This is a genomic window from Salicola sp. AFF1, from assembly GCF_056783195.1.
In genome coordinates this window covers 123,231-146,920 of sequence record NZ_JBXAYL010000010.1, presented here as the reverse complement: position 1 = coordinate 146,920, position 23,690 = coordinate 123,231, and the positions used below count along the sequence as shown (strand labels likewise).

Sequence of the window (23,690 nt, the reverse complement as noted above, 5' to 3'; positions counted from 1 at the left end):
TGCTATTATATCGCTCAAAGCCTTGTTATTGCAGGCTTTGGGCGCATTTCTGGTCGATTGAAGTAACGGATTCAGGTATTGGTTTATTACCTGATCACGTTCGATATCTGCGCCACGAGACACTGTGGCGAGTTAACGGTCATGCGGTTCTGGGTATCGCTTAGCTGGCTGTTTATCCCTTACGGCCTTGCGCAGGTGGGCGTTGGCGTCTTTCTGGCGCAGGCTCGAGACCTACCGAGAATCTATAGGCTTTTCATCGTTGTGGCGGGCTTATTGGGGACAGTGTTGGCCGGAATGGTGGTTTTTGGTGTTTTGAAGGAACTGAATGTGACCCGTTAAGCGGCGTAGCCAGTAGCCCGCCCCCCACTAACGACCGCCACGGAGGTCCGGACAGGGCCGCTCCCCGACAAGGATGACGTCGGCTCTCCTGGCCCGCAGCTGAGCGCCCCACCCTTGCGCCTACTTACATTTCCGATACTACCCGTTGCAATTCCAACGACCATTTCCTAGCGCCCTACCTGTGCAACTGCTAAAAGAATGGTCAGGAAATATCCAAAATCGTGCTCAATGGCAGAGGTCGTCTCGATGCAGCCAGCCCCGTCCTTGGGGCGCTGACGGCACTCAGGAACAATCATGACTCCGAGGGAGGGCAGCGGGTTCGCCATGGCCGGAGAAAAAGTAACAGGGAATTTATGGTGGCCTTTCGCAAGCCTAGCGGTGGGCATGCTGGTGGCCATGACCTGGCAGGGCTGGGCTGGCGTGCTTTTGGTGTTTGCCGCCATGCTTCCCCAGTGGTGGCCCACCAACGCCCTTGCCTCCTCCCCTGAACCCTCGGGCGCATCTCCTGACAGCGAGGATTCCCGAAATGTCATGGCTGACCTGGGCGAGGTTCTGGAGGCACGCCTGCGCGAAACGCAGCAAGGGCTCGATTCGGTGGAGCGGATACAGGCTGATGCCAGCTCAACACTTCAGAACTCATTCAGCGATATCCAGCGCCTGCTGACCAACCAGATCGAACAGCTGAACGACCTCATGTACGCGGAGGCCGGCAGCGAGTCCGACGCCAGTTCGGGCATGAAGATGGAGCAGTTTGTGGAGGAGACCTCCCAGACCCTTAATCGCTTCGTCGAGATCACCGTCCAGATGAGCTCTGATGCCATGGGCTTGGTGGAGCATGTTGACTCAGTAGCACAGGCCATGCCGGCGGTCATGAAGGCAATGCAGGATATTGACGGCATTGCGGACCAGACCAACCTGCTCGCGCTGAACGCCGCCATTGAGGCGGCTCGCGCGGGCGAAAACGGGCGCGGCTTTGCCGTTGTCGCGGATGAGGTTCGCACGCTTTCCAAGCGTTCAGCGGAATTCAGCAAGGATATCCAGGGCCGGCTCAAGGGCATGGAACAGTCGTTTGAGGGCCTGAGAAATGAAGTTGGCTCGGTTGCCTCCCAGGACATGACGTTCGTGATGTACGCCAAGAAGAACGTTCAGAACACCATCGAGATGCTTGCCAATAAATCCGACAAAGACCGGGAGATCGCCAGCAAGGTGGAGGAACAGGCACAGCAACTCGACCAGAACCTGAACGAAGCGATAAGGGCTCTGCAGTTTGAGGATATGGCCAGGCAGACAATCCACTTTACGCGGGAAGGCATAGACGCCCTCAACCCCCTGGCCCAATCCCTTGAAGCCAGCACCAATGAAACGGCCCAAAAGGCCCTGATGCAGGCGCTTGAGCAATATCAGACTGCTCTAGCCGCCAGAGACAAGAATCCGGTAAGTGCCAGTTCCATGCAATCCGGCAACGTGGATCTTTTTTGAACCCTTTTTGGACAGGCCACCCATTATGAAGAGTGCCAGAGACCATGAGTGAAAAATCCCGCGAAAACGTCATTGCTGTGGGCGAGCGCTTTGATTTTGGAGGCCACCAGGAATTCATTGCTGAAAGCCAGCAATGCCTGGATGACACTGAAAGTCAGACGGTGGTTGTCAATCTGGCTCGTACCCAGTTCATCGACAGCGCGGCTTTGGGAATGCTGATCCAGCTCAAGAAAAAATGCGACAGCGCCAATAAATCGCTTGTGATTTCCAATGCCAAAGGGTCGGTCAAGGATACGCTGGAAATCGCAAACATCCAGAAAATGATCACGATGCGCTGAGAGTACAGGTTTGATCTGTCCTTGAATCGTGTAACGCATCATAGGGCTTTTAATGACATTTTCGGTGCTGCTGGTTGAAGACGACGAGCTGATGCGGATGCTCATCGCGCAGGCGCTGGAGGACAGCCCGGATATCACGCTGTACCAGGCTGGTTCCTACGCGGAAGCCCAGTCATGGCTGGATGCCTCAGAGGTACTTGATCTCGTTCTTCTGGACAATTATCTGGGAGATGGGGAGGGCTCTGAACTGCTGCCCCACTTCACCTGCGATTTTGAAGGCGACAAGGCCCAGTGCCCCAGGGTGATGATGCTCAGCGCCAACAATGACGAATCCTTCCTGACGGAATGTTTTGAACGGGGTGCCTCCGACTACCTGATCAAGCCCTTCAATCTTGGCTTACTGACGCTCAAGATATCAGCCCTTCTGCGGGAAAAAGGCCTGCAACAGGCACTTGACGACAAAAACCGCAAGCTGGAACGCCTGATTGCACGCAATGAGCGTGAGGAATACCTAGCCCGCTTCACGTACGACTTCATTGTTAAACGCGCAACGCGCCCTGTTCCCGGTGTCGAAGGCCAGACGCTGTCTTCCCACGCCTTCAGTGGGGACTTGATCCTGCGTGCGACGGGCCCGGACGGCAGGGCCATCGTCATGCTGTTGGATGCCACCGGTCATGGGCTGTCCGCGGCGATCACCCTTCTACCGGTGGTGTCCACCTTCCAGACCATGATCGCCAAGGGGTTCGCGCTGCAGGCGGTGCTGCTTGAACTGAACCGCCATCTTCTGTTTGATACACCCAGCGACCGTTTCGTCTGTTGTGTTGCCGTGGAAATGGACCCGACGCGCCAGGAAATCGCCATTTGGAACGGCGGCATGCCCCCGTTGCTGGGGATTGATGGAAGCGGCCAGATAGTGAGCCAGGTGGCATCCAGCAAGATGCCCCTTGGTGTTCTGGGCGACACCGACTTTGAAACCGCTACCGATACCTTCTCGCTGACGTTCTGCCGCTTCTTGCTGGGCTACAGCGACGGGCTCTATGAACAGACCAATAGCGATAATCAGCCTCTGGGGCGGGACGCTCTGGATCAAGCCATTAAACCGTCCCCTCAAGACACGATTGAAGCCCTCTTTGCCACCCTGGCCGACCACGCCGGCACCCAGGAATACGATGATGACGTAACGCTGTTCGCCATTGACCCCCAGGCCTTCATGCACGCCTCAACGCTGGCAGGTGGTGCCAACTCGGAAGCGCTCCCTGCTCCCTCTTCCAAACTTGATCGGGGCCCCTTTGAGTGGTCGCTTCTGCTCAAGGCACAGCAGCTGGAAGACATTGTGCCACCTACCCTGGCCATGTCGCTGATCAATGAGCTTAATCTGGCACGCGATCTGGTTGAGCGCGTGTTCCTGGTCCTGAACGAACTCGTTAGTAACGCTTTGGATCATGGGGTTCTCAAACTGGATTCCAGTTTGAAGCAGAAAGAGGATGGTTTTTTGGTCTACGCTGAAGAAAGGGCTCGGCGATTGACCGAACTGCAAAAGGACGACTGGGTCTCGATCAACCTTAACTGGGATGACGTGGCGCGCAAATTATGGGTCTGCGTGGCTGATTCAGGATGGGGATTTAAGGAAGAAGGACTTGATCCAGGCCATTCCGAGCACTCATCCGGACGCGGATTGGCGATTGTTCGCCAATATGCTGCGGATTTCGTGATCAGACCGCCTGGCAACAGGGTTGAAGCGAGCATCCCATACCCAGGGTAGCGCCCTGCCCTTGTGATGGGAGGTTCATGGAGCAACAACGAGGACAACGGATCATGAGCAAACATGTCTTGATTGTGGATGACTCTGCTTCCATCCGGCAGATGGTGGAAGCAACACTCAAGCAGGCGGGCTACCAGGTGACAACAGCGGAAGATGGCAAGAAGGCGCAGGATCTGTGCCAGTCAAAGCGCTTCGATTTTGTCCTGACCGACCAGAACATGCCGAACATGGACGGCCTCACGCTCATCAAGACCCTCAGGGGCATGAGCAGTTACCGGAGTACGCCCATTGTGGTGCTGACCACGGAAGCCAGTGACTCCATGAAGGCCAAGGGCCGTGCCGCCGGGGCCACCGGCTGGATGGTCAAGCCTTTCGACCCATCCAAATTGCTGGATGTGACCTCGAAGGTGCTCAAATGACTGAATCCTGTACCCCCTGATCCGATCCGGAGACGCTCTCGATGTCATTGGATATGGAACAGTTCCACCAAAGCTTCTTCGACGAAACAGCAGAACATCTCGATGAGATGGAGCGGCTCCTGATGGCGCTTAATCTGGACCAGCCTGATCCGGGCGATCTCGACAGCATCTTTCGCGCCGCCCATTCCATAAAAGGCGGGAGCGGGATTTTCGGCTTTGAAGCATTGGGGGCCGTCACCCACATTATGGAGAACCTCCTGGATCGCGCCCGTGACGGTAGCCTTGAACTGTCCACGGAGCTTGTGGACCTCCTTCTGAAGACAGGCGATACCCTGCGCAGCATTCTGAATGCCTACCGCAATGGGCAGGAGCCGGACTGGGAAAGCGTGAACCACGCCAGCGAATCACTCGAACAATGGCTGACCGCACACCGGCCTGATAACACTCACGCCGATGATGATGAGCAGACCGCCGGCTACGGCTTCTTTGCCGCCCCTGTCGAAAGCGCTGATGAGTCAGACGCTTACGGTTTCTTTGAGGATGCCCCGGCGAACGGGGAGGACGATGCCGGTTTCGGTTTCTTCGAGGATTCTCCCCCGGACGAACCCCCAGCTGATGCAGCCCAATCCCATTCGTCAGCCGTCGCGAATGCCGATTACATTCAAAGCCTGCTGGGGGACGAAGAGCACAGGGCCAGCAACGGACAAGCCGGTTCCGGTCCGCCGGAAAGCGAGAAACAAACGGTCGACAGCAAGCATGCTGAAGACGCCAAGGATCCTCCTTCCAAGCCAGACGCCGCCTCCCCCACCAGCACGTCAAACGCAACCAGCGCCAGCTCAACCCCAGCCCCCAAAAGCGGCAATAAAGAAGCGAGCAAGGAAAGTTCCTCCATCCGCGTTGATATCCAGAAGGTCGATCAACTCATCAATCTGGTGGGTGAGATGGTGATCACCCAATCCATGTTGATGGAAATCGGGAAAGAGGTTGAGGGCTCAACCGGCGAGCGTCTGGAAAGCGTTCTTACGGAACTTGAGCGCAACACCCGGGAACTCCAGGAATCCGTTATGTCGGTCCGGATGCTTCCCATCTCGTTTGCCTTCAGCCGGTTCCCGCGAGTCGTCCGGGACCTGTCCGGGAAATTGGGAAAGAAGGTTGAGCTGGTCGTTGAAGGCGGAGAAACAGAACTTGATAAGGGGTTGATTGAAAAACTGACAGACCCTTTGACCCACCTCGTACGCAACAGCGTGGATCATGGTGTGGAGAGCCCCGAGCAGCGGCGGGCCGCCGGCAAGCCCGAGACAGGGACTGTCATACTGCGAGCCCTGCAGCACGGCGGCAATGTAGTGGTTGAAGTGGCCGACGATGGCGGCGGGCTGAACCGCGACAAAATCCTGGAGAAAGCCATTGAACGGGGCATCGAGGTGCCCAAGAACCCCACCGACCAGACTGTCTGGTCCCTGATCATGGAGCCCGGCTTTTCCACGGCAGATGCCATCACCGATGTATCCGGTCGCGGCGTTGGTATGGACGTGGTCCGGCAGAACCTTGAAGCGCTCGGCGGCCGGGTGGAAATCAAGTCTGACCCCGGCGAGGGCACCACCTTCTTCATTCACCTTCCGCTCACCCTCGCGATCGTGGATGGCATGGGCGTATCGGTTGGGCGTGAAACCTTCATCGTGCCCCTGGTCAACATCCTCGAATCCATGGCGCCTGAGTCCGGTTCTGTCAGAACCCTTGGCGGCAACGATCAACTGCTGGCGGTACGCGACCAGTTCTGGCCCGTCATTCCCCTGCACCGGGTCATGGCGGTTGAGGACGCACAGGCAACGCAACCCGGCGAAGGGATCATGGTGCTGGTCGAATCGGGCCGGCGCCGTTTTGCCCTGCAGGTGGACGATCTTGTGGGCCAGCAGCAGGTGGTGATCAAGAGCCTGGAACAACACTATCGGCGGGTTCCCGGCATCGCGGGCGCCACCATTATGGGCGATGGCAGCGTGGCGCTGATCCTGGACACGGAGGCGTTGGCCGACCTGGCAAAACCCGTAGAGCGGGAGGAGGCATCATCCCATGAGCAATGAAGAAAAACTGGCCCGCGCCGCCAACGAACAGGGGCAGGAATACCTGACGTTCACCCTGGGTGATGAAAGCTACGCCCTGGACATACTCCAGGTGAAGGAAATCCGTGGCTATGAAGCCGTCACAAAAATCGCGAACGCACCGGAATTCATCAAAGGCGTGATCAACCTGCGCGGCGATATCGTGCCGGTGATCGACCTGCGCATCAAATTCAATGTGGGTGAGGCCACTTATGACGAATTCACAATCGTCATCGTTCTGCAGATTGACGGACGTTATGTGGGCGTCGTAGTGGACGGTGTCTCGGATGTGGTGACGCTGACCGCGGAGGAAATCCGACCGGCCCCGAACTTCGGCGTGGCTTTTGACAGCGAGTACCTGATCGGGCTGGCCAATGTTGGAGAGGGCATGGTGATTCTGGTGGACATCGAGAAGTTGATCACCAGCGATGAAATGGGGCTTGTGGAAGCGGTCGCTGAATCGCCGGATGCGCCCTAGTGCAGTAATGGGGCACGAGCCTGGAAACGACGAACCTCAATGGGAGGGTGATTTTATGGGATTCCTCAAGCACATGAAGCTGCAGACACGAATCCTCCTGCTCGCGGCGTTAAGTGCACTCATGGTCGTTTGGCTGGCCGTCGAACAACTGACCATCAACTGGACGGACTACCAAGCGACCAAGCGCATTGCAGCGGCCGAACACGTTGTTGAAGACGCCATTCCCCTGATCGGCGCCCTCCAGAAGGAGCGCGGCAAAAGCATGGGATTCATCGCCAGCACGGACGATACCTTGCCCAGTGATCTTCGTCGTCAATACCAGGTGGTTGACCAGGCCGCAGCAGACTTTTCGGAGGTTGCATCGCGTGATGCGGCAACGATGCGCCATCACTTCCAGCAAGATCTTGAGAGCGTCATACGCCGGCTTGAAAACCTGGGTGAACTCAGGACCCCTGTCAGGCGCCGTGAGCTCCCGGTGAAGGCGGTTGCCGACGAGTACACCAACCTGATCCAGAGCCTTATCCAGCTGTTCGAAACACTGCCAGAGAATGCCACTGAAGCCGGGGCGAAAGACCTTGCCCTGATGTCACGCGGTTTGATGAGCGTTGTGCTTGCCAAGGATGCTGCCGGGCTTGAAAGGGGCTACATCGCAGCCTATCTCGCCAACAGTCCGGGCGGCGACGGTGGCGAGGCGCTTCTGGGGGCGGCCCAGCACGCACTGGGGGCGACCAAGTCACAGCTCACCGTCGCCAACCTGGTGCTGCCGGCGCAGACGCAGGAGCAACTCAGTAAGACGGTCATCAACAGTGAGCAGGCCAAGGCCCTGGCGAACGCCCGCAAGCAACTCTATGAGGCCAGGCGGGCTGACCTGGCGCCGGATCAATGGTGGACAATGGCCTCGGGACAGCTATCGAATTACGCAACATTCACCCAGGAGCGCCTTTCTGGACTCAACGCGCAGGCCGAGGCGATCAGGCAGACCGAGCTAACCATACTCGTGGCCGTATCCATAGGCTCATTACTGCTGCTCGCGCTGGTCATCTGGCTGGTCTGGGGGGTCAAGGATGTTGGCCGTATGCTGGGTGGCGAACCACAACAACTACGCGCCATTGCCAATGCGGTTGCGCAGGGAGACTACGATCATGAATTCTCTCCCAATCTGCCAGAAGGCAGTGTCATGCTGGCGGTCCGGAATATGGTCAGTTCATTGCGGGACGCAGCGGAACAAGCCGTGTTCAACACCCAGATCCGCTCCGCCATGGATGGCGCCACGACCAATGTCATGATCGCGGACAATGACCGCAACATCATATACCTGAACCACTCGGTTCAGGAGATGCTGAAACGGGTTGAACCCGACCTTCAGAAGGATCTACCCCACTTCCGGGCGGATGACCTGATCAATCAAAGCATCGACCGTTTCCACAAGAACCCGTCTCACCAGAAAAATATCCTGGAAAACCTTACGTCCCAGTACACCTCGAACATTGTCGTGGGGGGGCGTCACTTCCGTTTGCAGGCCAACCCTGTCTGGAATGACCGCGGGGATCGCCTGGGTACTGTTATTGAATGGCTTGATCGCACCAGCGAAGTGGCTGCGTCCGAAGAAATTACAACGATTGTCCAGGCCGCTGCCGCTGGTGACTTTTCACGCCGCGTGAGCGAAGACGGCAAGGAGGGCTACTTCCTGGAAATGGCACAGGGAATGAATGAGCTGGTGGCAACAGCAGAAAAGGGATTGAACGATGTGGTGCGCGTTCTTGCCAGGATCGCGGATGGGGATCTTACTACGCGCATTGAGTCTGACTATGAGGGTACCTTCGGTCAGCTCAAGACCTATACCAACCAGACCGCTGACAGTCTCTCCGAGATGCTGGGTCAGATCCACCAGGCCGCTGAAACCATTGCAACCGCTGCCAACGAAATCGCGCAGGGCAACACGGACCTGTCATCACGTACCGAGGAACAGGCCTCCAACCTGGAGGAAACCGCATCCAGCATGGAGCAGCTCACCTCAACCGTGAAACAGAATACGGATAACGCGCGCCAAGCCAATACCCTGTCGGACCAGGCGACCCAGGTGGCCCAGGATGGCGGCGAACTGGTGGCCCAGGTTGTTTCAACGATGAATGAGATCAACGAGTCGGCTCAGAAGATCGAGGAGATCATTGGCGTGATCGACAGCATCGCTTTCCAGACCAACATCCTGGCACTGAATGCGGCCGTTGAGGCAGCCCGGGCCGGCGACCAGGGACGCGGCTTTGCCGTTGTCGCCTCCGAGGTCCGCAGCCTTGCCCAACGCTCCGCCAATGCGGCCAAGGACATCAAGGGCCTGATTTCGGACTCAGTGTCCAAGATCCAGAGCGGTAACCAGCTTGTGAATCAGTCCGGCGACAAGACACAGGAGATCGTGACGGCCATCAAGCGTGTCAGTGACATCAACGCCGAAATCTCGGCCGCGTCTGAGGAGCAGAGTAGTGGGATTGAGAATATCAACACCGCAGTCAGCCAGATGGATGAAATGACCCAGCAGAATGCGGCACTGGTTGAAGAAGCCGCTGCAGCAGCGGAGAGCCAGCAGTCGCAGGTTGAAAACCTGCAGCACCTGATCGCGCAATTCACGCTACAGGACAAACACCGCTCTGCCGGAAGCAGTCAGGGAGGGCAAGCGCAACTGACCCACTCAAACAGTCAGGGCCAGATTCGGGAACAGAAGCAGAAGCACAAGCAGAAATCCGCTGCTACGACTCAACAGCCCGCGGAAGGTTCCCGGCCGCAAGCCAGTGAAGAGGACGATTGGGAAACATTCTGATAACCAGGCGCCACGCTGCCCTGCCGTGGCGTCAACAATAACGTCGATCACTGGGGCCAACGACACCAGGGGGCGATCCATTCGTGGAGGAGTCGAGGGAATTTGGTTTTCAAACCGCCGATTTTGAGAAAGTCAGAGACCTCATCCATCAACGGGCGGGCATCCGCCTCTCTGACAGCAAAAAACAACTGGTCTACAGCCGGCTTTCCCGGCGCATACGTGCGCTGGGGCTCAAGGACTTCCGGAGCTATCTGGAACATCTTGCCGCTGAGGATCAGGAAATGGAGCAGTTCATCAATGCGCTGACCACCAATCTGACCTCGTTTTTCAGGGAAAGCCACCATTTTGATTACCTGGCGAGCCAAGCAGTCACCCTCAAGCCTCGGGACCGCCCCCTGAACATCTGGTGCGCGGCCGCCAGTACGGGGGAAGAAGCCTATTCCATAGCCATGACACTGGTGACGGCCTTCAGCAACGACCGGCCGCCAGCCTGCATCGTGGCCTCCGATATTGATAGCCAGGTCCTGCGCACTGCTCAAGCGGGCGTTTACCAGGCCCAGCGGATCGCTGACCTATCACGGGAAACCAAAAAACATTTCTTCCTGCGGGGTCGCGGGGCAAACGCGGGCAAGGTCAGGGTCCAACCGTTTCTCCGAGACATGATCACGTTCCGCCAGGGAAACCTGCTGGATACAAGCTTGCCGATAGAGGCACCGCTGGACATCATCTTTTGCCGTAATGTCATGATCTATTTCGACAAGACCACTCAACGGCACATCCTCGCCCGCATGGTATCACTGCTTCGCGAGGGCGGACTCTACTTTGCCGGGCACTCAGAAAGCTTTGTGCATGCCTCGGACCTGGTCGAACTGATCGGCCGGAGCGTGTACCGGCCTGTTGGCCAGGGAGGGCACTCATAATGCCCCCAGAAGCCGAATCAAATCTCTTCATGGCGCCCAACCAGTATTTTGATCCTTATTTTGAGCGTGATGCCGTGAAGATACTGCCCGGGGAGTATTACGTGACGCAGCAGGATGCGATGATCGTCACCGTCCTTGGTTCCTGCATTGCCGCCTGCATTCGCGATCCCGTCCGCGGTATCGGTGGCATGAACCATTTCCTGCTGCCCACTGATGAACATGCCGATAGGCGTAACCCAGTGGCTCCGTCAGCCCGCTACGGAGCCTATGCCATGGAACTGCTCATCAATCAACTGCTCAAGCTGGGCGCCAGCCGTACTCGCTTGCAGGCCAAAATCTTCGGCGGCGGCAATGTACTCAGAGGGCTGGCCAGTCAGCATGTGGGCGAACGCAATGCGGAATTCGTGGAAAACTTTCTCTACGAGGAATCCATTCCAATCCTGGCCAGGGACGTGGCGGGTGATTGCCCGCGCAAAATCTATTTTTTTCCGGAAAACGGCCAGGTAAAAGTCAAAAAGATCCGTGTACTGCACAATACAACGATTCTTGATCGCGAAAGCGAATATCGGATGCGCCTGCGTCATGGTTCCGCTGACGGGGGCGATGTCGAACTCTTCGACCAGTAAACCAGGGAGATGAATGGATGCCCATCAATGTGCTCGTGGTCGACGACTCCGCCATGGTCAGACAGTTTTTGAAGCACTTGATCGACCAGGCTGAAGGCATGACCTGTGCCGGTACAGCGCGCGATGCCTACGAGGCAAGGGACAAGGTGAACCAGCTCGCACCGGATGTCATCACTCTGGATATCGAAATGCCCCGCATGGACGGGCTGACGTTTCTGCAGAAGCTGATGCGGGCTCGTCCCACGCCCGTCGTTATGATATCCACACTCACCGAAAAAGGTGCCGAAGCGACCCTCCGGGCCATGGAACTGGGCGCGGTTGATTTCATACCCAAGCCCAAGCTGGATATCCGCTCGGGCCTGGCGGATTATGAAACGGAAATCATCCATGCCATCCAGAGTGCCTCCCTGGCGCGGCTACGCTCCACGAGGACGGTTACACCTCCGAAAAAGGGCGACATTGAAGAACTCTCCACGCTTGCAAGCACCGAAAAGATCATAGCGTTGGGCGCCTCAACCGGCGGCACGGAAGCCCTCAAGACAATCCTGGAACCGCTTCCCGCGAGTATGCCGGCGATTGTCATGACCCAGCACATGCCGAGTGGATTCACCCGCTCTTTCGCGGCCCGCCTGAACGGGATTTGCGCCATAACGGTGAAAGAAGCGGAACATGGCGAACGCATCCTACCGGGTCGAGCCTATCTCGCCCCTGGGGATTGGCACATGCAAATCATCCGCAGTGGCGCCAACTACGTGGTTCAGCTGTCCCAGGAGCCGCCAGTGAACCGTCACCGACCATCGGTGGACGTTCTGTTTCTCAGCCTCGCTCAGAGCGCCGGGCAAAATGCCACGGCAGTCCTGTTGACCGGGATGGGCCGGGATGGCGCTGCCGGGCTGCAGAAACTGAAGTCAGTCGGTGCGGTAACCGTTGCCCAGGATGAAGAAACAAGCCTGGTTTACGGTATGCCCAAGGCTGCGATTGATATGGGCGTAGTGGATGCCATCGTCCCCCTGGACAGGGTGCCGGAACACCTTGTGGAATGGGCCCGGAAGAAAGCCAGCGGCAACCGGGTCTAATGGCCATTGCCTGTTCCCAGCCTTATCCATTGCCCTTGCTGTAGAAATAGCCAATGCGTTCTTTCATGCCCAGATACTCATAGATGCGCTCGGGATATTCTCTAGGCTTAAGCGCGTCCTGAACCGTGAGTTCATCATGGATTGCCAGATCAATCATCATGGCTTCGTTCCGGGGAATATCCGGGTTATAGAGCAAAACCTTGGGGTTGAGAAGGTTGTCCGGATTGACCGTCACCACCAGGGCAATACTCTCGTCGGAAAGCTGGACAACGGTTCCAGGGGGATACACCCCCATCGACTTGATGAAATGGGCAAGCATCTCGGGGTCCAGCTTACCCCGCCAGTCCCGATACATCAGGGCCATCGCCTCTTTAGGGGTTTTTGCGTCCGACAGCTCCCGTGGATTACAGAAGTTGTCGTAAACATTGGCGATCGCCACGATACGGGTGGCACGATTCAAGTGGTCCCCTGTTTTGCCCTGGGGGTACCCCGTCCCATCCATCAGTTCGTGATGGTCCTGAATGATACTGACCGTACTCTCATCCAGAGTGCCCACCTGCTGCGCGAGCTTGGCGCCGGCGGATGCGTGGGTTTCATAAACTCTCTGTTCCCCTTGGTTTAGCTTGCCCTTCTTGTGCAGGATCGCCCCAGGTAACGTAATCTTACCGCAGTCATGCAGCAGGGCGCCGGTCGCAATATGGTGAAGCTCTTCGCCCTGAATCCCCAGCGAACGAGCCAGGGACAGCGCCAGCACCGTCACATTGAGCGAATGCGCATAGGTACTGAACCCGCCGTCAGGTAGATTGACCAGGTTCATGAGCACACTTTCGCCCTGCTCAAAGTGACTCACCATCTCGTCCACGATCCTTTCCGCATCCCACATGGCATTAGCCGGCGCATTGTTCAGGTCCTGGGTCAGCCGCCGGACGCGCTCTGCCGTTTGCTTGTACTCCTTCATCAACCGCCGGCGTTCGTTGCGGTACGCCTTGGCATCTTCAAGGTGTTGCCGTTTGTTCAACCAGAGAGCGTCCTCACCCCCTGCCTCCCCCGCTTCTACCGCCGCCTCTTCGGCAGAGGATGCCTCAACACCTTCAAGCCCTTCTTTGCCTACAATACTTTTCTTGGGGAAGACGAGGATTGTTTCCGTGATCAGGCGCTGAATCACCTCAATCTGCTGGTCGTTCTTGATCCTGAATCGACGGAAAAGAAAGGGATGCTCATTCCAGGACAGCTCAACGTCAACATAGAGGCCGATGCGCAGTTTCTCTACCGGTATCCGGATTGTGTTTGCAGGCTGTTCACTCATAGGGTGTTCCTACACCATCAAGGGTTTTTCAATGCAGAAACAGCTGCCTGTGTCTGGTGCCTCTTTCTGGGTATCAAGGCCCTTGGTCGATTCGACGGTCTCAGCCTGAGAACCAGTAAAACTGGTACCATCAAGAATCCAGGAGCCAGCGGCGTCGCGTCGGGCGCCGGCACCCTCCAGTCTAATGGATTCCCCCGGATTTGCTTGAGCAGACCAGCTACCCCGGGAACAACCTCATCCTCAAGGGATTGCAGTAGTCCTTTGAATAGCCCACCTTTTCCGCTCCCAGGGTATTGGGCTCGTCGCCTATCCGCTTTCACACTGTTACAACAAGACGCATTTGAGCGCTCCGCGATACCCTGTGTGTCGATAATGGCGGACAGGGTTGAGTCACATCGCCATGGAACTGACTATAATGCCCTGGCACCCGGAACCCCATGCCGGCCCCCATTCATCCACCGCAGAGGGAGGCACCGTGTCGCTGAGCCCTGACCAACTCTGGCCGGCCGTAAGGCGTCAAAGCCACCTTGCCCTGGCGAATGGGGCGCTGGTGCCCCTGGCCACTTCCGTAACGGTGCTTGAGGCACAGGGATTGCGCTTTTCAGTGCGCCAGCTGGAACGGCTCGCACAAAAGGAAGCGGCGTCGCCCTCGGCGCATACCCCCAATGATCCCTTGGCACCCCCTTATGAAGCGGACCTGCACATCGGCGAGGTTACGGACTCCCACGTTGCACTGCTCAACAAGTTCAACGTTCTTGAGCAGCACCTGCTGGTCGTCACGCGCGAGTATCAACCCCAAACACACCTGCTCAACGAGGCGGACTTCCGGGCCATGCTGCGCGCGCTGGCCGGCATTGACGGGCTGGCCTTCTATAACGGCGGCACCGAAGCCGGTGCCAGTCAGCCTCACAAGCACCTTCAGGTGGTCCCCCTGCCGCTCGCGCAAGCCCTGCCCGAGCTTCCCTTTATACACTGTTTCGAACGAGCGGCCAGTGACGGCGGACCGGCCCAAAGCTCCGAATTACCTTTCGCCCATGCGGTAGCCCCCATGCCCCCGGGCTGGTGGCGAGCACCAGACCACGCGGCTGCGGAGGTAACGGTACTGTACCATCGGCTTTGGGAAGAACTGGGATACCCCCTGACCACCAGCGAGCAGCCCATTCCCTACAACCTCCTGGCCACCCAGAACTGGCTCTGGTTGGTCCCGCGCAGCCGGGAACAATACGAGGGCATCGCGGTTAATGCCCTGGGCTTCGCCGGCGCCCTGCTCGTGCGCGATGCCGAGATGTTCCACCAACTCGAAGCAACGGGCCCACTCCACCTTCTGGCTGAAGTCACCACAAGCAGCGATAGCCACACCCAACCTCAAAGGTCGCACGAATGAACCCGGTTGTGATCAGATCCTGGGTAACCGAATACCTGCGCACCAACCTGGGCCAGAGTCTCAGGATATCCCCTCTCCGGGTGCCCCTCAGAACCTGGGCACTGGTGCCCGTGTTCATGATCCTTGCAGTCCCCGTTGGTTTTGGGGCCGGATTACTGAACGTCGACATCCTTTATTCAAAGATTGCCCCCATACTCCCCTTAACGTTACTGGTCTTCCCCTCATTACTCGAAGAGGCTTTTTTCAGGGGCATTCTGATCCCACGCAACATACGGAAGGCCGGAGCCGGCCAGGCGACTGGCGCCGTGGCCATAAGCACCATCGTGTTTGTGGCCTGGCACCCGATCAACGCACTCACGTTCAATCATTCGGCCATTCCCCTTTTTCTCGATCCCTGGTTTCTCCTGATCGTAGCCGCCCTTGGGGCAACCTGCGGTTACAGTTACGTGATTTCCCGGTCCATCTGGCCTCCTGTTCTCATTCACTGGGCTACAGTAACCGTCTGGGTACTGTTTCTCGGCGGCAGGAACCTGGTTTTGGAGTTGTAGTGGATTCAGAGATCAACGAGCCGACTGACCAGGAGCCTGTCGGAGAAGCCCTGCTCCAGGTGGTCGCCCAGACCCTTCCCCGGCGCGGGACAGCTCCCCCTCAAGTCGCGGGTATCAGCCTGGATACGCCTCTGGACAACGGCCTTGGTTTCGACAGCCTCACACGGGCCGAGCTCCTGATGAACGTCGAGCACCGCTTTGGGATCCAACTGCCGGAAGCGCTGCTCAATGAGGTGCAAACACCACGGGACATCCTCAACGCCATCGCCAAGGCACGCGGCAAACCGCCATCCAACCGCAGCCAGACACCCCAGGGGGAAGCCGTCCCTCCGGCGTCAACGGACGCCGACCACAAGCATTTCACCCGCCCACCGGTGGCAACCCTGCAGAAGGCGCTGCTATGGCATGCACACATGCATCCTCAACGTACTTACTTGCATTGGGTGATCAATGAGAAGGATACCCGCCCGCTAAGCTTTGGCGATCTCCATGATGGCAGCCTGCAAATCGCCAACGGTCTTTTTCAGCATAACCTGGCGCTGCGGGATACCGTGGCGCTGATGCTGCCGACCGGGCACGACTTTTTCTACGGCCTTTACGGCACCCTTTACGCCAACGCCATTCCGGCTCCGCTCCCTTCCCCGGAACAGGCGACGCGATTGGAAGAACATCTTCAAAGCCAGGCGCCCACGCTGAACGACGCCCGGCCCCGGATCATGATCACGATTCCAGAGGTCAAACAACTGGCTGGGCTTCTCAAGACACTGGTACCGAGCCTGGAAGAGGTGGTCACCACGGAAGACCTTTGGGGCAACGCCCTGATGCATCCAGTAGCCAGCGCAGGCGGGAACGAAACGGCTCTCCTGCTATACACCTCTGGTGGTTGTCCGACGCATCCGGAAGGGATCCGCCTCAGCCACACCGACCTGTTTGCCAGAATCGCCCTCTACACGGACCCATTGGGGCTGGACCAGGATGATGTCGTTGTCAGCTGGCTGCCGCTTCATCATGAGGTGGGCCTGATCGGCACCTGCCTTTCCAGCCTGTGGCTCGGCCTGCAGCTGGTAGTGATGGCCCCCGGGCTCTTCCTGGCCGAGCCCCGCTATTGGTTGTGGGCCATCCACCACTTTCAGGGCACCCTTTCCCTCTCGCCGGCCTTTGGCTACGAACTGTGTCTGCAGGGCTTGGGCGACAACGACCTCAAAGGGCTCAACCTTCATTCCTGGCGGGTGGCCTTCAAGGGCGCCATGGCGGCGGACCGTGGGCCAATGGAGCGCTTTGCCCAGCGCTTCGCCCACTGGGGGTTTAAGCCCGAAACGATCATTTCCCTTGATGCCCTGACGGATAGCCGTGTCATGGCGACCACTGCGGGGACTGCGCGAGCCAGGCAGCGCACACCACAGCCAGTGGGGCACGGGACGGGAATACTGACCTGGGGGCGGATCCGGAACGCCCTGTATGCCGGTTGGGCCTGGTTCGCCTTTGGGTTAACAGGATTATTGACGGTGGTGGGGGTCAATATCCTGCCCCGCCGCCGCTGGCGCTGGCGGGTTGTGCGCCTGGGTGGCAGAGCCCTGGGATGGCTTACCGGAACCCGGCTGCACCTCAACGGAAGAGACAAACTGGCAGCATTACCCGAGGGCTGTGTGGTGGTCGCCAATCACGCCAGCTATGTGGACGTTCTGATTATTGCCGCCGTCATGCCGGAGCCAATCCGTTTCGTGGCCAAGGCGGAGCTGCAACGTTTTGCATTCCTGCGTCGGCTGTTCCGTCTTGTTGGCGTAGAGACAGTGGATCGCTCAACCGACCAAAGCAAGGTCCGGGCCTATCGCCGCATTGCAGAGCATGCCCACGGCCGTCGCTTGCTGTATTTTCCAGAGGGTTCCTTCGATTCGGCTCCAGGCATCCAGCCTTTCCAGATGGGCGCCTTCCTGACGGCGGTGGTCGCTCAGGAGCCGATTCTTCCCATCGTCCTCAAGGGCACCCGGAACAAACTGCCAGCGAGCCGCTGGAACCCGCGTCCTGGGGCTGTTGAGGTCGTCGTGGGCAACTTGATCTGGCCGGAAGGCAACAGCTGGCACGAGGCCACGCGACTACGCCAGCGAGCGCGCAATGCCATTGTGAGCATGAGCGACGAGCCAGACCGTCTTGGCCGTCTCCAACCCAGGACATAGGTGCAGAACCTCCGCCAGGGCGAGGCCGAATGGCAACAACAACCAGCAGCATGCTCCCTGACAGCGCTATTTCAGGTGGGAGGCCAGCCTTTCAGCGCCATTGCGGCTCAAGCTATGGAGAATGCCCAGATTGGCGTCGGTGGAGGCAATCACACTGAGCACCAGCTCTTCCTTGAGGCGCAACGTCAGGATGTAACCGTCACTGTTCTCAACAATGACGAACTGACACCGTTTCTGGTCAGCCTCCTCGGCGATGTTCTGGCCGAGCGCAAGCATTGAGCCCAGCATCGCGGAAAGCTTTTCGCTGGCCAGATCCGACTTGAAACTATGGACCACATCATGGCCGTCCACGGAGGAAACCAGAACGCCGTAAACCGCGTCGCTCTTGGCCATCATTTCACCAAACACCTTGCGGCAGAGCGCTTCCCCGGTCTGGCCAATTTCTATTTCACTCATGACGGATTCCTTTTCTATTCAAGTGGCAGTGAATTCCAGTGACGCGATGAGTGCGTTGATTAACAGGCTGACGTCCTCCGCCTCACGCGGATCAACCTCCAGGATAGGAAACAGGCGGGCGTGATCCTGGAATCGCTCATAAAAGGCCTCCAGAGGGGGCGCATTGACTGCATTACTACGCGTTACCCCAACAACCACGCTCGTTTGCTCGATAAAAGCCGCGAAGTTCTCAAGGTACATGTCCATATCAGCCAACGGGTCTTCCCGTGAGCAGTCAACCAGCAGGATCAGCCCCAGCCCACCATGGGTGATGATCTTCCACATAAACTCAAAACGCCGCTGGCCTGGGGTACCATAAAGAAAGACCTTTTCACCCCCCTCGAGTGTCAGCTCACCGAAATCCATGGCAACCGTCGTCTCGCTCTTGCTTGATGCCAGACTATCGGTGGTAGCTTCATCGGTACGCACGGGAGGCGTTTCACTGATCGCCCCGATAGCGGTCGTTTTCCCCGCTCCCGGACTCCCTGTAATAATGAACTTGAGCTGTGACACAGACGGTATCCTCTAACCGGTTTGTGTTCCGATTCTCAGCCGAGAGCGCAGTTTCGCCAGCAGACCTTTGGTGGCTGGCCCCTTTGGTCCATCGTCGGTCTGGCCGTTGGCGGCGTGATCACCGCTCAACCGAATGAGCACACCGCAAAGCTCCGCTGCGTTCACAAAACCCACGATCTGGGATTCAGGGAGTGCCAGGCGCTCCCGAACCTCTTTAACCGAAGCCCCAGTGTGGCCACTCAGCAAAGCGGAAAGACTCATCAACGCGGGATTATCTTTCATCAGCGACAACGGCGGCCAACGACTCAGTCTGAGCCGCTCTTCCTTCTCAAGATGGCGTAGCAATTGCCCGTTAGACGCCCGGACCCCCAACCAGCCGAGCATGCCCCAGTCACTCTGCCAAGCCTCATCCGAATGCGCGCCTTCGGGTCGCTCAAGGCTATGAAAGACCGTGATCGCCCCACTCTGAGCCCCCAGGCTTTCGACCAGCTGGGTGCTCGAATGGCTCATCACGCAGGCTTGATGCTCACGACTCAGTATGAGCCAGTGATCGCCGAAAGAAATCGTCAAATAACCTTCAGTGGTATCAACAACAATCTGGGCCAACGAGGGCTCCTTTCCCGTTGCCGCTTTACGAGGCTCGCTGGAGGCGGCAGTCTGCGCTTCAGAGGGCTCCCCTACGGCATTGAGCTGAGCGATCAGATCAGCGGCCCGCAACGGCTTCAATAAATGCTGCGGAACGGGCAGAGACGTCTCGCCACTGGTATAGAGAATCGTCCGGGGGCCGGTCTGCGAATACCGACGCTCCCAGACGGTCACTGCTTCGGCGTTGTCACCATCCAGAAGGATGACGTCAGCCTGCTCAGGCGTTGTGTAGGCCCACGTCTCAAGGGTCCTGGCTCCCGACAGGTCAACGAGGGCCTTAAGGACGGTCTCATCCTTGGGAGAAAGGCCAAGACTTGCGAGGTTTTTCACGATCAATCACTCAAAGGTTTTGCCATGGAGCCCGCCCCCTTTTTCCATCAAGAGGCACGAGACTCCGATCCCCGCCAGCATGATGCGCTAGGTGGATAGATCCAGTGTCTGCTCCACTTGCTTCAGTACCATACGGGCCATACCAAGGTTGCCCTTTTCCTTGTCCAGAACGACGTAGAGGAAAATAGCCTCATTGCTCTCAAGAAGACGGATCAAGTGGTACTGATGACTGAGCGTTATCAGAATATCCTCTATGTCACCTTCAATCTTGAGCGCCCTCATGGTCTTGCGCTTGGCCCGAATGACCTCTGTATTGCCAGCAGCGGCGGTATCCAGATCAAAATTGCTTTCCCCCTGCTTGCCAAGCACCAGCCCGGAATCACTGTCGACCAAGCAACCACCAATTAGTCCATCAATTTCCTTCAGTCCTGACAGATCTGTAGCCATTTCACTAGCTCCTTAAACACTGACTGATTGTATGCCTATCCGATGGCGCCATCGTGCTAAGACAGCAGGGCCTGAAACCCACGGAAGCCGGTCACCACCACCGTTCTTTCAATCTAGAAACGACTTATGAGCATTACAAGCTCACGCAGATGTCAAACTGTAAGCGCTTTTGACAAAATACAACATTTGTCGATAAAACGTTTGTTCCTCCGCCCAAAGGGAAACAGATGCCCATGAAATCGGGATTCGCTGTCAGCCTTGCCCTTATCGCTGTGCTGGCACTTGCAACTGCGGCAGTGGCACCAGGTTTGGTGGAACGCAGCCAGAACCGGATTGCTCCGCACTCACCTCACACCGTTACGCCGGCAGCGGCCCAACACCACGCCAGGCTGACCATCGCCGACTGGCATGCCGACTCATTGTTGTGGAACCGTGACCTGCTCGCGCGCAGTGAACGCGGCCACGTGGATATCCCCCGCCTGCGCTCCGGCAATGTGGCTGTCCAGGTATTCACTGCCGTCACCAAATCACCCGCCGGTCAGAACTATGAGTCCAACACAGGCGGTTACGATCGGATCACGCCACTGACGATGGTGCAGCTCTGGCCGCCGCGCACCTGGTTTGACCTCACCGAGCGGGCGTTGTACCAGGCCGAACGGCTGCATGGTTTTGCGGAGCGGGCCCCTGGGGACCTGAGTGTCGTGACCAATGCCCAAAGCCTGGAAACCGCCCTGGAGCGGCGAAGACGCCAAAATGGCAAGCTGGTGATCGGCCTGCTGGGAATCGAGGGTCTGCACGCGCTCGAGGGCGAACTGAGCCGACTCGATGAGCTGTGGGAGGCGGGCTACCGCGTGTTCGGTTTGCAGCACTTTTTCGACAATGCCCTGGGCGGGTCGCTGCACGGGATCAACAAAGGCGGGCTCACCGCCTTCGGGCGTGAGGTGGTCCGAGCCATTGATGCCCGCGGGGGCATCATTGACGTTGTGCATTCCTCCCCTGCCGTCGTGGCGAACGTGCTGGATCTGGTCGACGGGCCCGTCGTTTTATCCCATACCGGGATGCAGGGTGCCTGCAATTCGCCCCGCAATATTTCGGATGACCTGATGCGTCGAATCGCCGCCAACGGGGGCGTGATCGGTATCGGTTACTGGGAGGGCGCGGTATGCGGCTCCCGGCCCGAGGATGTGGTCGCCACCATCCGCTATGCCATCGACCTGCTCGGAGCGGATCATGTCGCGCTTGGCTCCGACTACGACGGGGCGGTAAAAGTCGGCTTTGATGCCTCCAAACTGGCGGTGCTGACTGACACCATGCGTTCACAGGGGTTTACCCGGGAGGTGATCCGCAAGGTCATGGGCGGCAACACCCTCCGCTTTCTGCATGCCAACCTGCCGCGGGCCGGGGATTGATGGAACCGTATGAGCATGAGGCTTTTGCGCTCCTGCGAGCACTGCAGCGGTGTTATCACCTGAGAGCCCAGTGCCTCCTTTCATAATGTTACAACACAGTACACACCGAAGGGGTCAGTTGTCGTACGCTACTGGGCCATGTGCCCACTGGTTTGGCAGCCGAAACAAAGTCATTGTCACTAAAGGAGAGCGTATAATGCGGCGCCTGATCGCCTTCGCCCTGATGGTCACGGCCATTTCGGCAGTGGCGGATCCACTACCCAAGCTACAAATCTACACTGAACATTACGAGCCGTATAATTTCATTGATCAGTCCAATCCGCCCGCAGAGCTCAAAGGGGTTGGTGTGGACCTGCTTGAGGCGATGCTCGCACGCGCCGGATCGGATCAGACCAAGGCATCATTCCGGATCGTAGCACTGGAACATGGCATCAAGGCCGCTAAAGAGCAGCGGAACAGCCTCGTGTTCTCTCTTGCTCGAACCGAGAAGCGGGAGGATATGTTCAAGTGGGTCTGCCCCATTGATAAGCTGAAAACGCAGCTCGTAGCGCTCAAATCCGAAAACATCAGCATCAACAACGACAAGGATCTGAACGACTACAGAATCGGGACCATCAAGGGCGATGTGGGCGAGCAGTTGCTCAAGAAAGCCGGTGTTCATGACTCCAGGCTGTCTTATGGCAATGAATACAACAACCTGACCCGGCTCATGGAAGGCCGTATCGACCTCTATGTGGTCAGCATGGACAACGTTGAATCAAGCTGTCAGGACCGGGACTGCACAGCATCGCAGTTTGAACCAGTCTACACCCTGAACGTAACCGACCTTTGCTATGCCCTGAACAAGGCCACCCCGGACTCAGTCGTCTCGCAACTGCAGGCCGCACTGGATGAACTGCGCTCCGAGGGGCGCGTCGAGGAGCTCAAGGATAAGTATTCGGATCGATTCTAGTCACGCCTCGGACTGACAGCAACCTCTCCTGCCCCACTCAAACGCATCCAGCTCCACCATCGCCAACGGTGAGGGGCTGGATGGCGGACTGCCCCAGCCTGCTTCCGGCACCACCACTGCTGGCAACACATCGAAATCAGACCATTTTGTGTAATAATCAATAAGGGAAACCACGATGGGGGATAGCGTGTCTCCCTGAATCAACGCATCTCCGTAGGGAGGACGTGTTGAAAGTTGTTAGCGGGCGTCAAACAGACAAGAAAGGAGAGCGCATAATGAGGCACCTGATCGCCTTCGCCCTGATGGTGATGGCCATTCCGGCGGTAGCGGCTTCGTTACCGGAACTCAAGATCTATACCGAGCACTACAAACCATATAACTTCCTCGATCAGGACTCGATGCCCGCCAAGCTGAAAGGTGTCAGCGTGGACTTGCTTGAAGCGATGCTGGATCGCGCCGGCTCCGACCAGACCCGCAAGGACTTCCACCTGGTGGCTTGGGAAAATGCGTATGATACCGTCAAGAAACGCCGCAATGGACTGTTGTTCTCCGCCGCCCGCACCAATGAGCGGGAGGACCAGTTCAAGTGGGTGTGCCCGATTGATCAATTCAAGACCGAGCTTGTTACCGTCAAATCCAAAAACATCAGCATCAGCAGCGACGACGAACTGAACGATTACCGGATCGGCGCGATCAAGTCGGACGTGGGCGAGCAACTGCTCAAAAAGGCCGGCGTCAAGCAAAGTCGGCTGTCATACGGCAATGAATACGACAACCTGGCCAAACTGAAGCAAGGCCGGATTGACCTCTATGCGACCAGCATGGATAACCTTACTTCCACCTGTGAAAACAGTGACTGCGATGCCTCGCAGTATAAGCCCGTTTACACGCTGAATGTGACCAACCTGTGTTTTGCACTGAACAAACGCACCCCGGATTCGGTGGTTTCGAAACTGCAAAGCGCCCTGGATGAGCTCCGGGCTGAGGGACGGGTTGAGGACCTGAAAGACAAATACTCGGACCAGTTCTAGCTCTCTGGCGCAAAGATAACTGGCGTGGCTTACCCTCTGCCCGAGGCGCACCCACGGCCTCCTCCCCGCCTGCCGCGATTCCGGCAGGCGCAGGGAATGGCAGCCCCTCTT

The 23,690-nt window shown here is 57.8% G+C and carries 21 protein-coding genes; 16 read left to right on the top strand and 5 right to left on the bottom strand.

Translation table 11 applies throughout. From position 1 onward, the window contains the following. Positions 1-633 precede the first annotated feature (633 nt). The 10 genes from AC1RQI_RS09105 to AC1RQI_RS09060 all read left to right on the top strand — a co-directional run bounded on the left by AC1RQI_RS09105 (position 634) and on the right by AC1RQI_RS09060 (position 12,345). Positions 634-1,818: a methyl-accepting chemotaxis protein gene (locus AC1RQI_RS09105; RefSeq protein ID WP_481904507.1), complete on the top strand. Its 1,185-nt coding sequence runs from the start codon at positions 634-636 to the stop codon at positions 1,816-1,818. A 44-nt stretch (positions 1,819-1,862) separates the two neighbouring features. Further along, entirely contained in the window at positions 1,863-2,156 is a 294-nt protein-coding gene (locus AC1RQI_RS09100; RefSeq protein ID WP_416634762.1) for an STAS domain-containing protein, read from the top strand. 52 nt (positions 2,157-2,208) lie between these two features. Beyond that, entirely contained in the window at positions 2,209-3,918 is a 1,710-nt protein-coding gene (locus AC1RQI_RS09095) for an ATP-binding SpoIIE family protein phosphatase (RefSeq protein ID WP_481904506.1), read from the top strand. A gap of 53 nt (positions 3,919-3,971) precedes the next feature. Then, positions 3,972-4,337 carry a response regulator gene (locus AC1RQI_RS09090; protein ID WP_416634764.1) on the top strand — a complete coding sequence of 122 codons (366 nt, stop codon included), beginning with the start codon at positions 3,972-3,974 and terminating at the stop codon, positions 4,335-4,337. A gap of 41 nt (positions 4,338-4,378) precedes the next feature. Then, entirely contained in the window at positions 4,379-6,415 is a 2,037-nt protein-coding gene (locus AC1RQI_RS09085; protein ID WP_481904505.1) for a chemotaxis protein CheA, read from the top strand. Beyond that, positions 6,405-6,911 (top strand): chemotaxis protein CheW, encoded by a 507-nt coding sequence (locus AC1RQI_RS09080; RefSeq protein ID WP_481904504.1) that lies wholly within the window; start codon positions 6,405-6,407, stop codon positions 6,909-6,911. The genes AC1RQI_RS09085 and AC1RQI_RS09080 overlap by 11 nt, the downstream gene beginning before the upstream one ends. A gap of 73 nt (positions 6,912-6,984) precedes the next feature. Next, positions 6,985-9,723, top strand: coding sequence for a methyl-accepting chemotaxis protein (locus tag AC1RQI_RS09075; RefSeq protein WP_481904503.1), 2,739 nt, complete (start codon positions 6,985-6,987; stop codon positions 9,721-9,723). Positions 9,724-9,806: 83 nt separating this feature from the next. Beyond that, the gene (locus tag AC1RQI_RS09070) at positions 9,807-10,643 is read left to right on the top strand and encodes a CheR family methyltransferase (RefSeq protein WP_481904502.1); all 837 of its coding nucleotides are present in this window, start codon (positions 9,807-9,809) and stop codon (positions 10,641-10,643) included. Further along, on the top strand, positions 10,643-11,269 hold the full coding sequence (gene cheD, locus AC1RQI_RS09065; RefSeq protein ID WP_481904501.1) for a chemoreceptor glutamine deamidase CheD: 627 nt from the start codon (positions 10,643-10,645) through the stop codon (positions 11,267-11,269). Before AC1RQI_RS09070 ends, cheD begins: the two co-directional genes overlap by 1 nt. Before the next feature lie 17 nt (positions 11,270-11,286). Beyond that, positions 11,287-12,345, top strand: a complete 1,059-nt coding sequence (locus AC1RQI_RS09060) for a protein-glutamate methylesterase/protein-glutamine glutaminase (RefSeq protein WP_481904500.1) — start codon at positions 11,287-11,289, stop codon at positions 12,343-12,345. A 22-nt stretch (positions 12,346-12,367) separates the two neighbouring features. On the opposite strand, the gene AC1RQI_RS09055 is transcribed toward AC1RQI_RS09060, so the two are convergent. After that, positions 12,368-13,651, bottom strand: a complete 1,284-nt coding sequence (locus tag AC1RQI_RS09055; protein ID WP_481904499.1) for an HD-GYP domain-containing protein — start codon at positions 13,649-13,651, stop codon at positions 12,368-12,370. A gap of 400 nt (positions 13,652-14,051) precedes the next feature. On the opposite strand from AC1RQI_RS09055, the gene AC1RQI_RS09050 reads away from it, so the two are divergent. The 3 genes from AC1RQI_RS09050 to AC1RQI_RS09040 are packed head-to-tail and all read left to right on the top strand — an operon-like array spanning position 14,052 to position 17,757. Beyond that, positions 14,052-15,035 carry an ATP adenylyltransferase family protein gene (locus tag AC1RQI_RS09050; RefSeq protein ID WP_481904498.1) on the top strand — a complete coding sequence of 328 codons (984 nt, stop codon included), beginning with the start codon at positions 14,052-14,054 and terminating at the stop codon, positions 15,033-15,035. After that, positions 15,032-15,583 carry a CPBP family glutamic-type intramembrane protease gene (locus AC1RQI_RS09045; protein ID WP_481904497.1) on the top strand — a complete coding sequence of 184 codons (552 nt, stop codon included), beginning with the start codon at positions 15,032-15,034 and terminating at the stop codon, positions 15,581-15,583. The genes AC1RQI_RS09050 and AC1RQI_RS09045 overlap by 4 nt, the downstream gene beginning before the upstream one ends. Continuing rightward, positions 15,583-17,757, top strand: coding sequence for an AMP-binding protein (locus tag AC1RQI_RS09040; protein WP_481904496.1), 2,175 nt, complete (start codon positions 15,583-15,585; stop codon positions 17,755-17,757). Before AC1RQI_RS09045 ends, AC1RQI_RS09040 begins: the two co-directional genes overlap by 1 nt. A gap of 66 nt (positions 17,758-17,823) precedes the next feature. On the opposite strand, the gene AC1RQI_RS09035 is transcribed toward AC1RQI_RS09040, so the two are convergent. The 4 genes from AC1RQI_RS09035 to AC1RQI_RS09020 all read right to left on the bottom strand — a co-directional run bounded on the left by AC1RQI_RS09035 (position 17,824) and on the right by AC1RQI_RS09020 (position 20,187). Next, on the bottom strand, positions 17,824-18,213 hold the full coding sequence (locus AC1RQI_RS09035) for a roadblock/LC7 domain-containing protein (RefSeq protein WP_416634775.1): 390 nt from the start codon (positions 18,211-18,213) through the stop codon (positions 17,824-17,826). An 18-nt stretch (positions 18,214-18,231) separates the two neighbouring features. Beyond that, positions 18,232-18,765: a GTP-binding protein gene (locus AC1RQI_RS09030; protein ID WP_481904495.1), complete on the bottom strand. Its 534-nt coding sequence runs from the start codon at positions 18,763-18,765 to the stop codon at positions 18,232-18,234. 12 nt (positions 18,766-18,777) lie between these two features. Beyond that, on the bottom strand, positions 18,778-19,740 hold the full coding sequence (locus AC1RQI_RS09025; RefSeq protein WP_481904494.1) for a hypothetical protein: 963 nt from the start codon (positions 19,738-19,740) through the stop codon (positions 18,778-18,780). Between the two features lie 87 nt (positions 19,741-19,827). Beyond that, on the bottom strand, positions 19,828-20,187 hold the full coding sequence (locus AC1RQI_RS09020) for a hypothetical protein (protein ID WP_481904493.1): 360 nt from the start codon (positions 20,185-20,187) through the stop codon (positions 19,828-19,830). Positions 20,188-20,420: 233 nt separating this feature from the next. Between AC1RQI_RS09020 and AC1RQI_RS09015 the strand changes: the two genes are divergently transcribed. The 3 genes from AC1RQI_RS09015 to AC1RQI_RS09005 all read left to right on the top strand — a co-directional run bounded on the left by AC1RQI_RS09015 (position 20,421) and on the right by AC1RQI_RS09005 (position 23,579). Further along, positions 20,421-21,596, top strand: a complete 1,176-nt coding sequence (locus tag AC1RQI_RS09015) for a dipeptidase (protein WP_481904492.1) — start codon at positions 20,421-20,423, stop codon at positions 21,594-21,596. Positions 21,597-21,792: 196 nt separating this feature from the next. Continuing rightward, entirely contained in the window at positions 21,793-22,548 is a 756-nt protein-coding gene (locus tag AC1RQI_RS09010) for a substrate-binding periplasmic protein (RefSeq protein WP_481904491.1), read from the top strand. A gap of 275 nt (positions 22,549-22,823) precedes the next feature. Further along, positions 22,824-23,579 (top strand): substrate-binding periplasmic protein, encoded by a 756-nt coding sequence (locus tag AC1RQI_RS09005; RefSeq protein WP_481904490.1) that lies wholly within the window; start codon positions 22,824-22,826, stop codon positions 23,577-23,579. The last annotated feature ends 111 nt before the right edge of the window (positions 23,580-23,690 follow it).

Excerpts from the sequence above, each read along its gene's own strand:
- AC1RQI_RS09105 (WP_481904507.1), top strand. The coding sequence starts at position 634 with ATGACTCCGAGGGAGGGCAGCGGGTTCGCCATGGCCGGAGAAAAAGTA.
- AC1RQI_RS09100 (WP_416634762.1), top strand. The coding sequence starts at position 1,863 with ATGAGTGAAAAATCCCGCGAAAACGTCATTGCTGTGGGCGAGCGCTTT.
- AC1RQI_RS09095 (WP_481904506.1), top strand. The coding sequence starts at position 2,209 with ATGACATTTTCGGTGCTGCTGGTTGAAGACGACGAGCTGATGCGGATG.
- AC1RQI_RS09090 (WP_416634764.1), top strand. The coding sequence starts at position 3,972 with ATGAGCAAACATGTCTTGATTGTGGATGACTCTGCTTCCATCCGGCAG.
- AC1RQI_RS09085 (WP_481904505.1), top strand. The coding sequence starts at position 4,379 with ATGTCATTGGATATGGAACAGTTCCACCAAAGCTTCTTCGACGAAACA.
- AC1RQI_RS09080 (WP_481904504.1), top strand. The coding sequence starts at position 6,405 with ATGAGCAATGAAGAAAAACTGGCCCGCGCCGCCAACGAACAGGGGCAG.
- AC1RQI_RS09075 (WP_481904503.1), top strand. The coding sequence starts at position 6,985 with ATGAAGCTGCAGACACGAATCCTCCTGCTCGCGGCGTTAAGTGCACTC.
- cheD (WP_481904501.1), top strand. The coding sequence starts at position 10,643 with ATGCCCCCAGAAGCCGAATCAAATCTCTTCATGGCGCCCAACCAGTAT.
- AC1RQI_RS09060 (WP_481904500.1), top strand. The coding sequence starts at position 11,287 with ATGCCCATCAATGTGCTCGTGGTCGACGACTCCGCCATGGTCAGACAG.
- AC1RQI_RS09055 (WP_481904499.1), bottom strand. The coding sequence starts at position 13,651 with ATGAGTGAACAGCCTGCAAACACAATCCGGATACCGGTAGAGAAACTG.
- AC1RQI_RS09050 (WP_481904498.1), top strand. The coding sequence starts at position 14,052 with ATGGAACTGACTATAATGCCCTGGCACCCGGAACCCCATGCCGGCCCC.
- AC1RQI_RS09045 (WP_481904497.1), top strand. The coding sequence starts at position 15,032 with ATGAACCCGGTTGTGATCAGATCCTGGGTAACCGAATACCTGCGCACC.
- AC1RQI_RS09035 (WP_416634775.1), bottom strand. The coding sequence starts at position 18,213 with ATGAGTGAAATAGAAATTGGCCAGACCGGGGAAGCGCTCTGCCGCAAG.
- AC1RQI_RS09020 (WP_481904493.1), bottom strand. The coding sequence starts at position 20,187 with ATGGCTACAGATCTGTCAGGACTGAAGGAAATTGATGGACTAATTGGT.
- AC1RQI_RS09015 (WP_481904492.1), top strand. The coding sequence starts at position 20,421 with ATGAAATCGGGATTCGCTGTCAGCCTTGCCCTTATCGCTGTGCTGGCA.
- AC1RQI_RS09010 (WP_481904491.1), top strand. The coding sequence starts at position 21,793 with ATGCGGCGCCTGATCGCCTTCGCCCTGATGGTCACGGCCATTTCGGCA.
- AC1RQI_RS09005 (WP_481904490.1), top strand. The coding sequence starts at position 22,824 with ATGAGGCACCTGATCGCCTTCGCCCTGATGGTGATGGCCATTCCGGCG.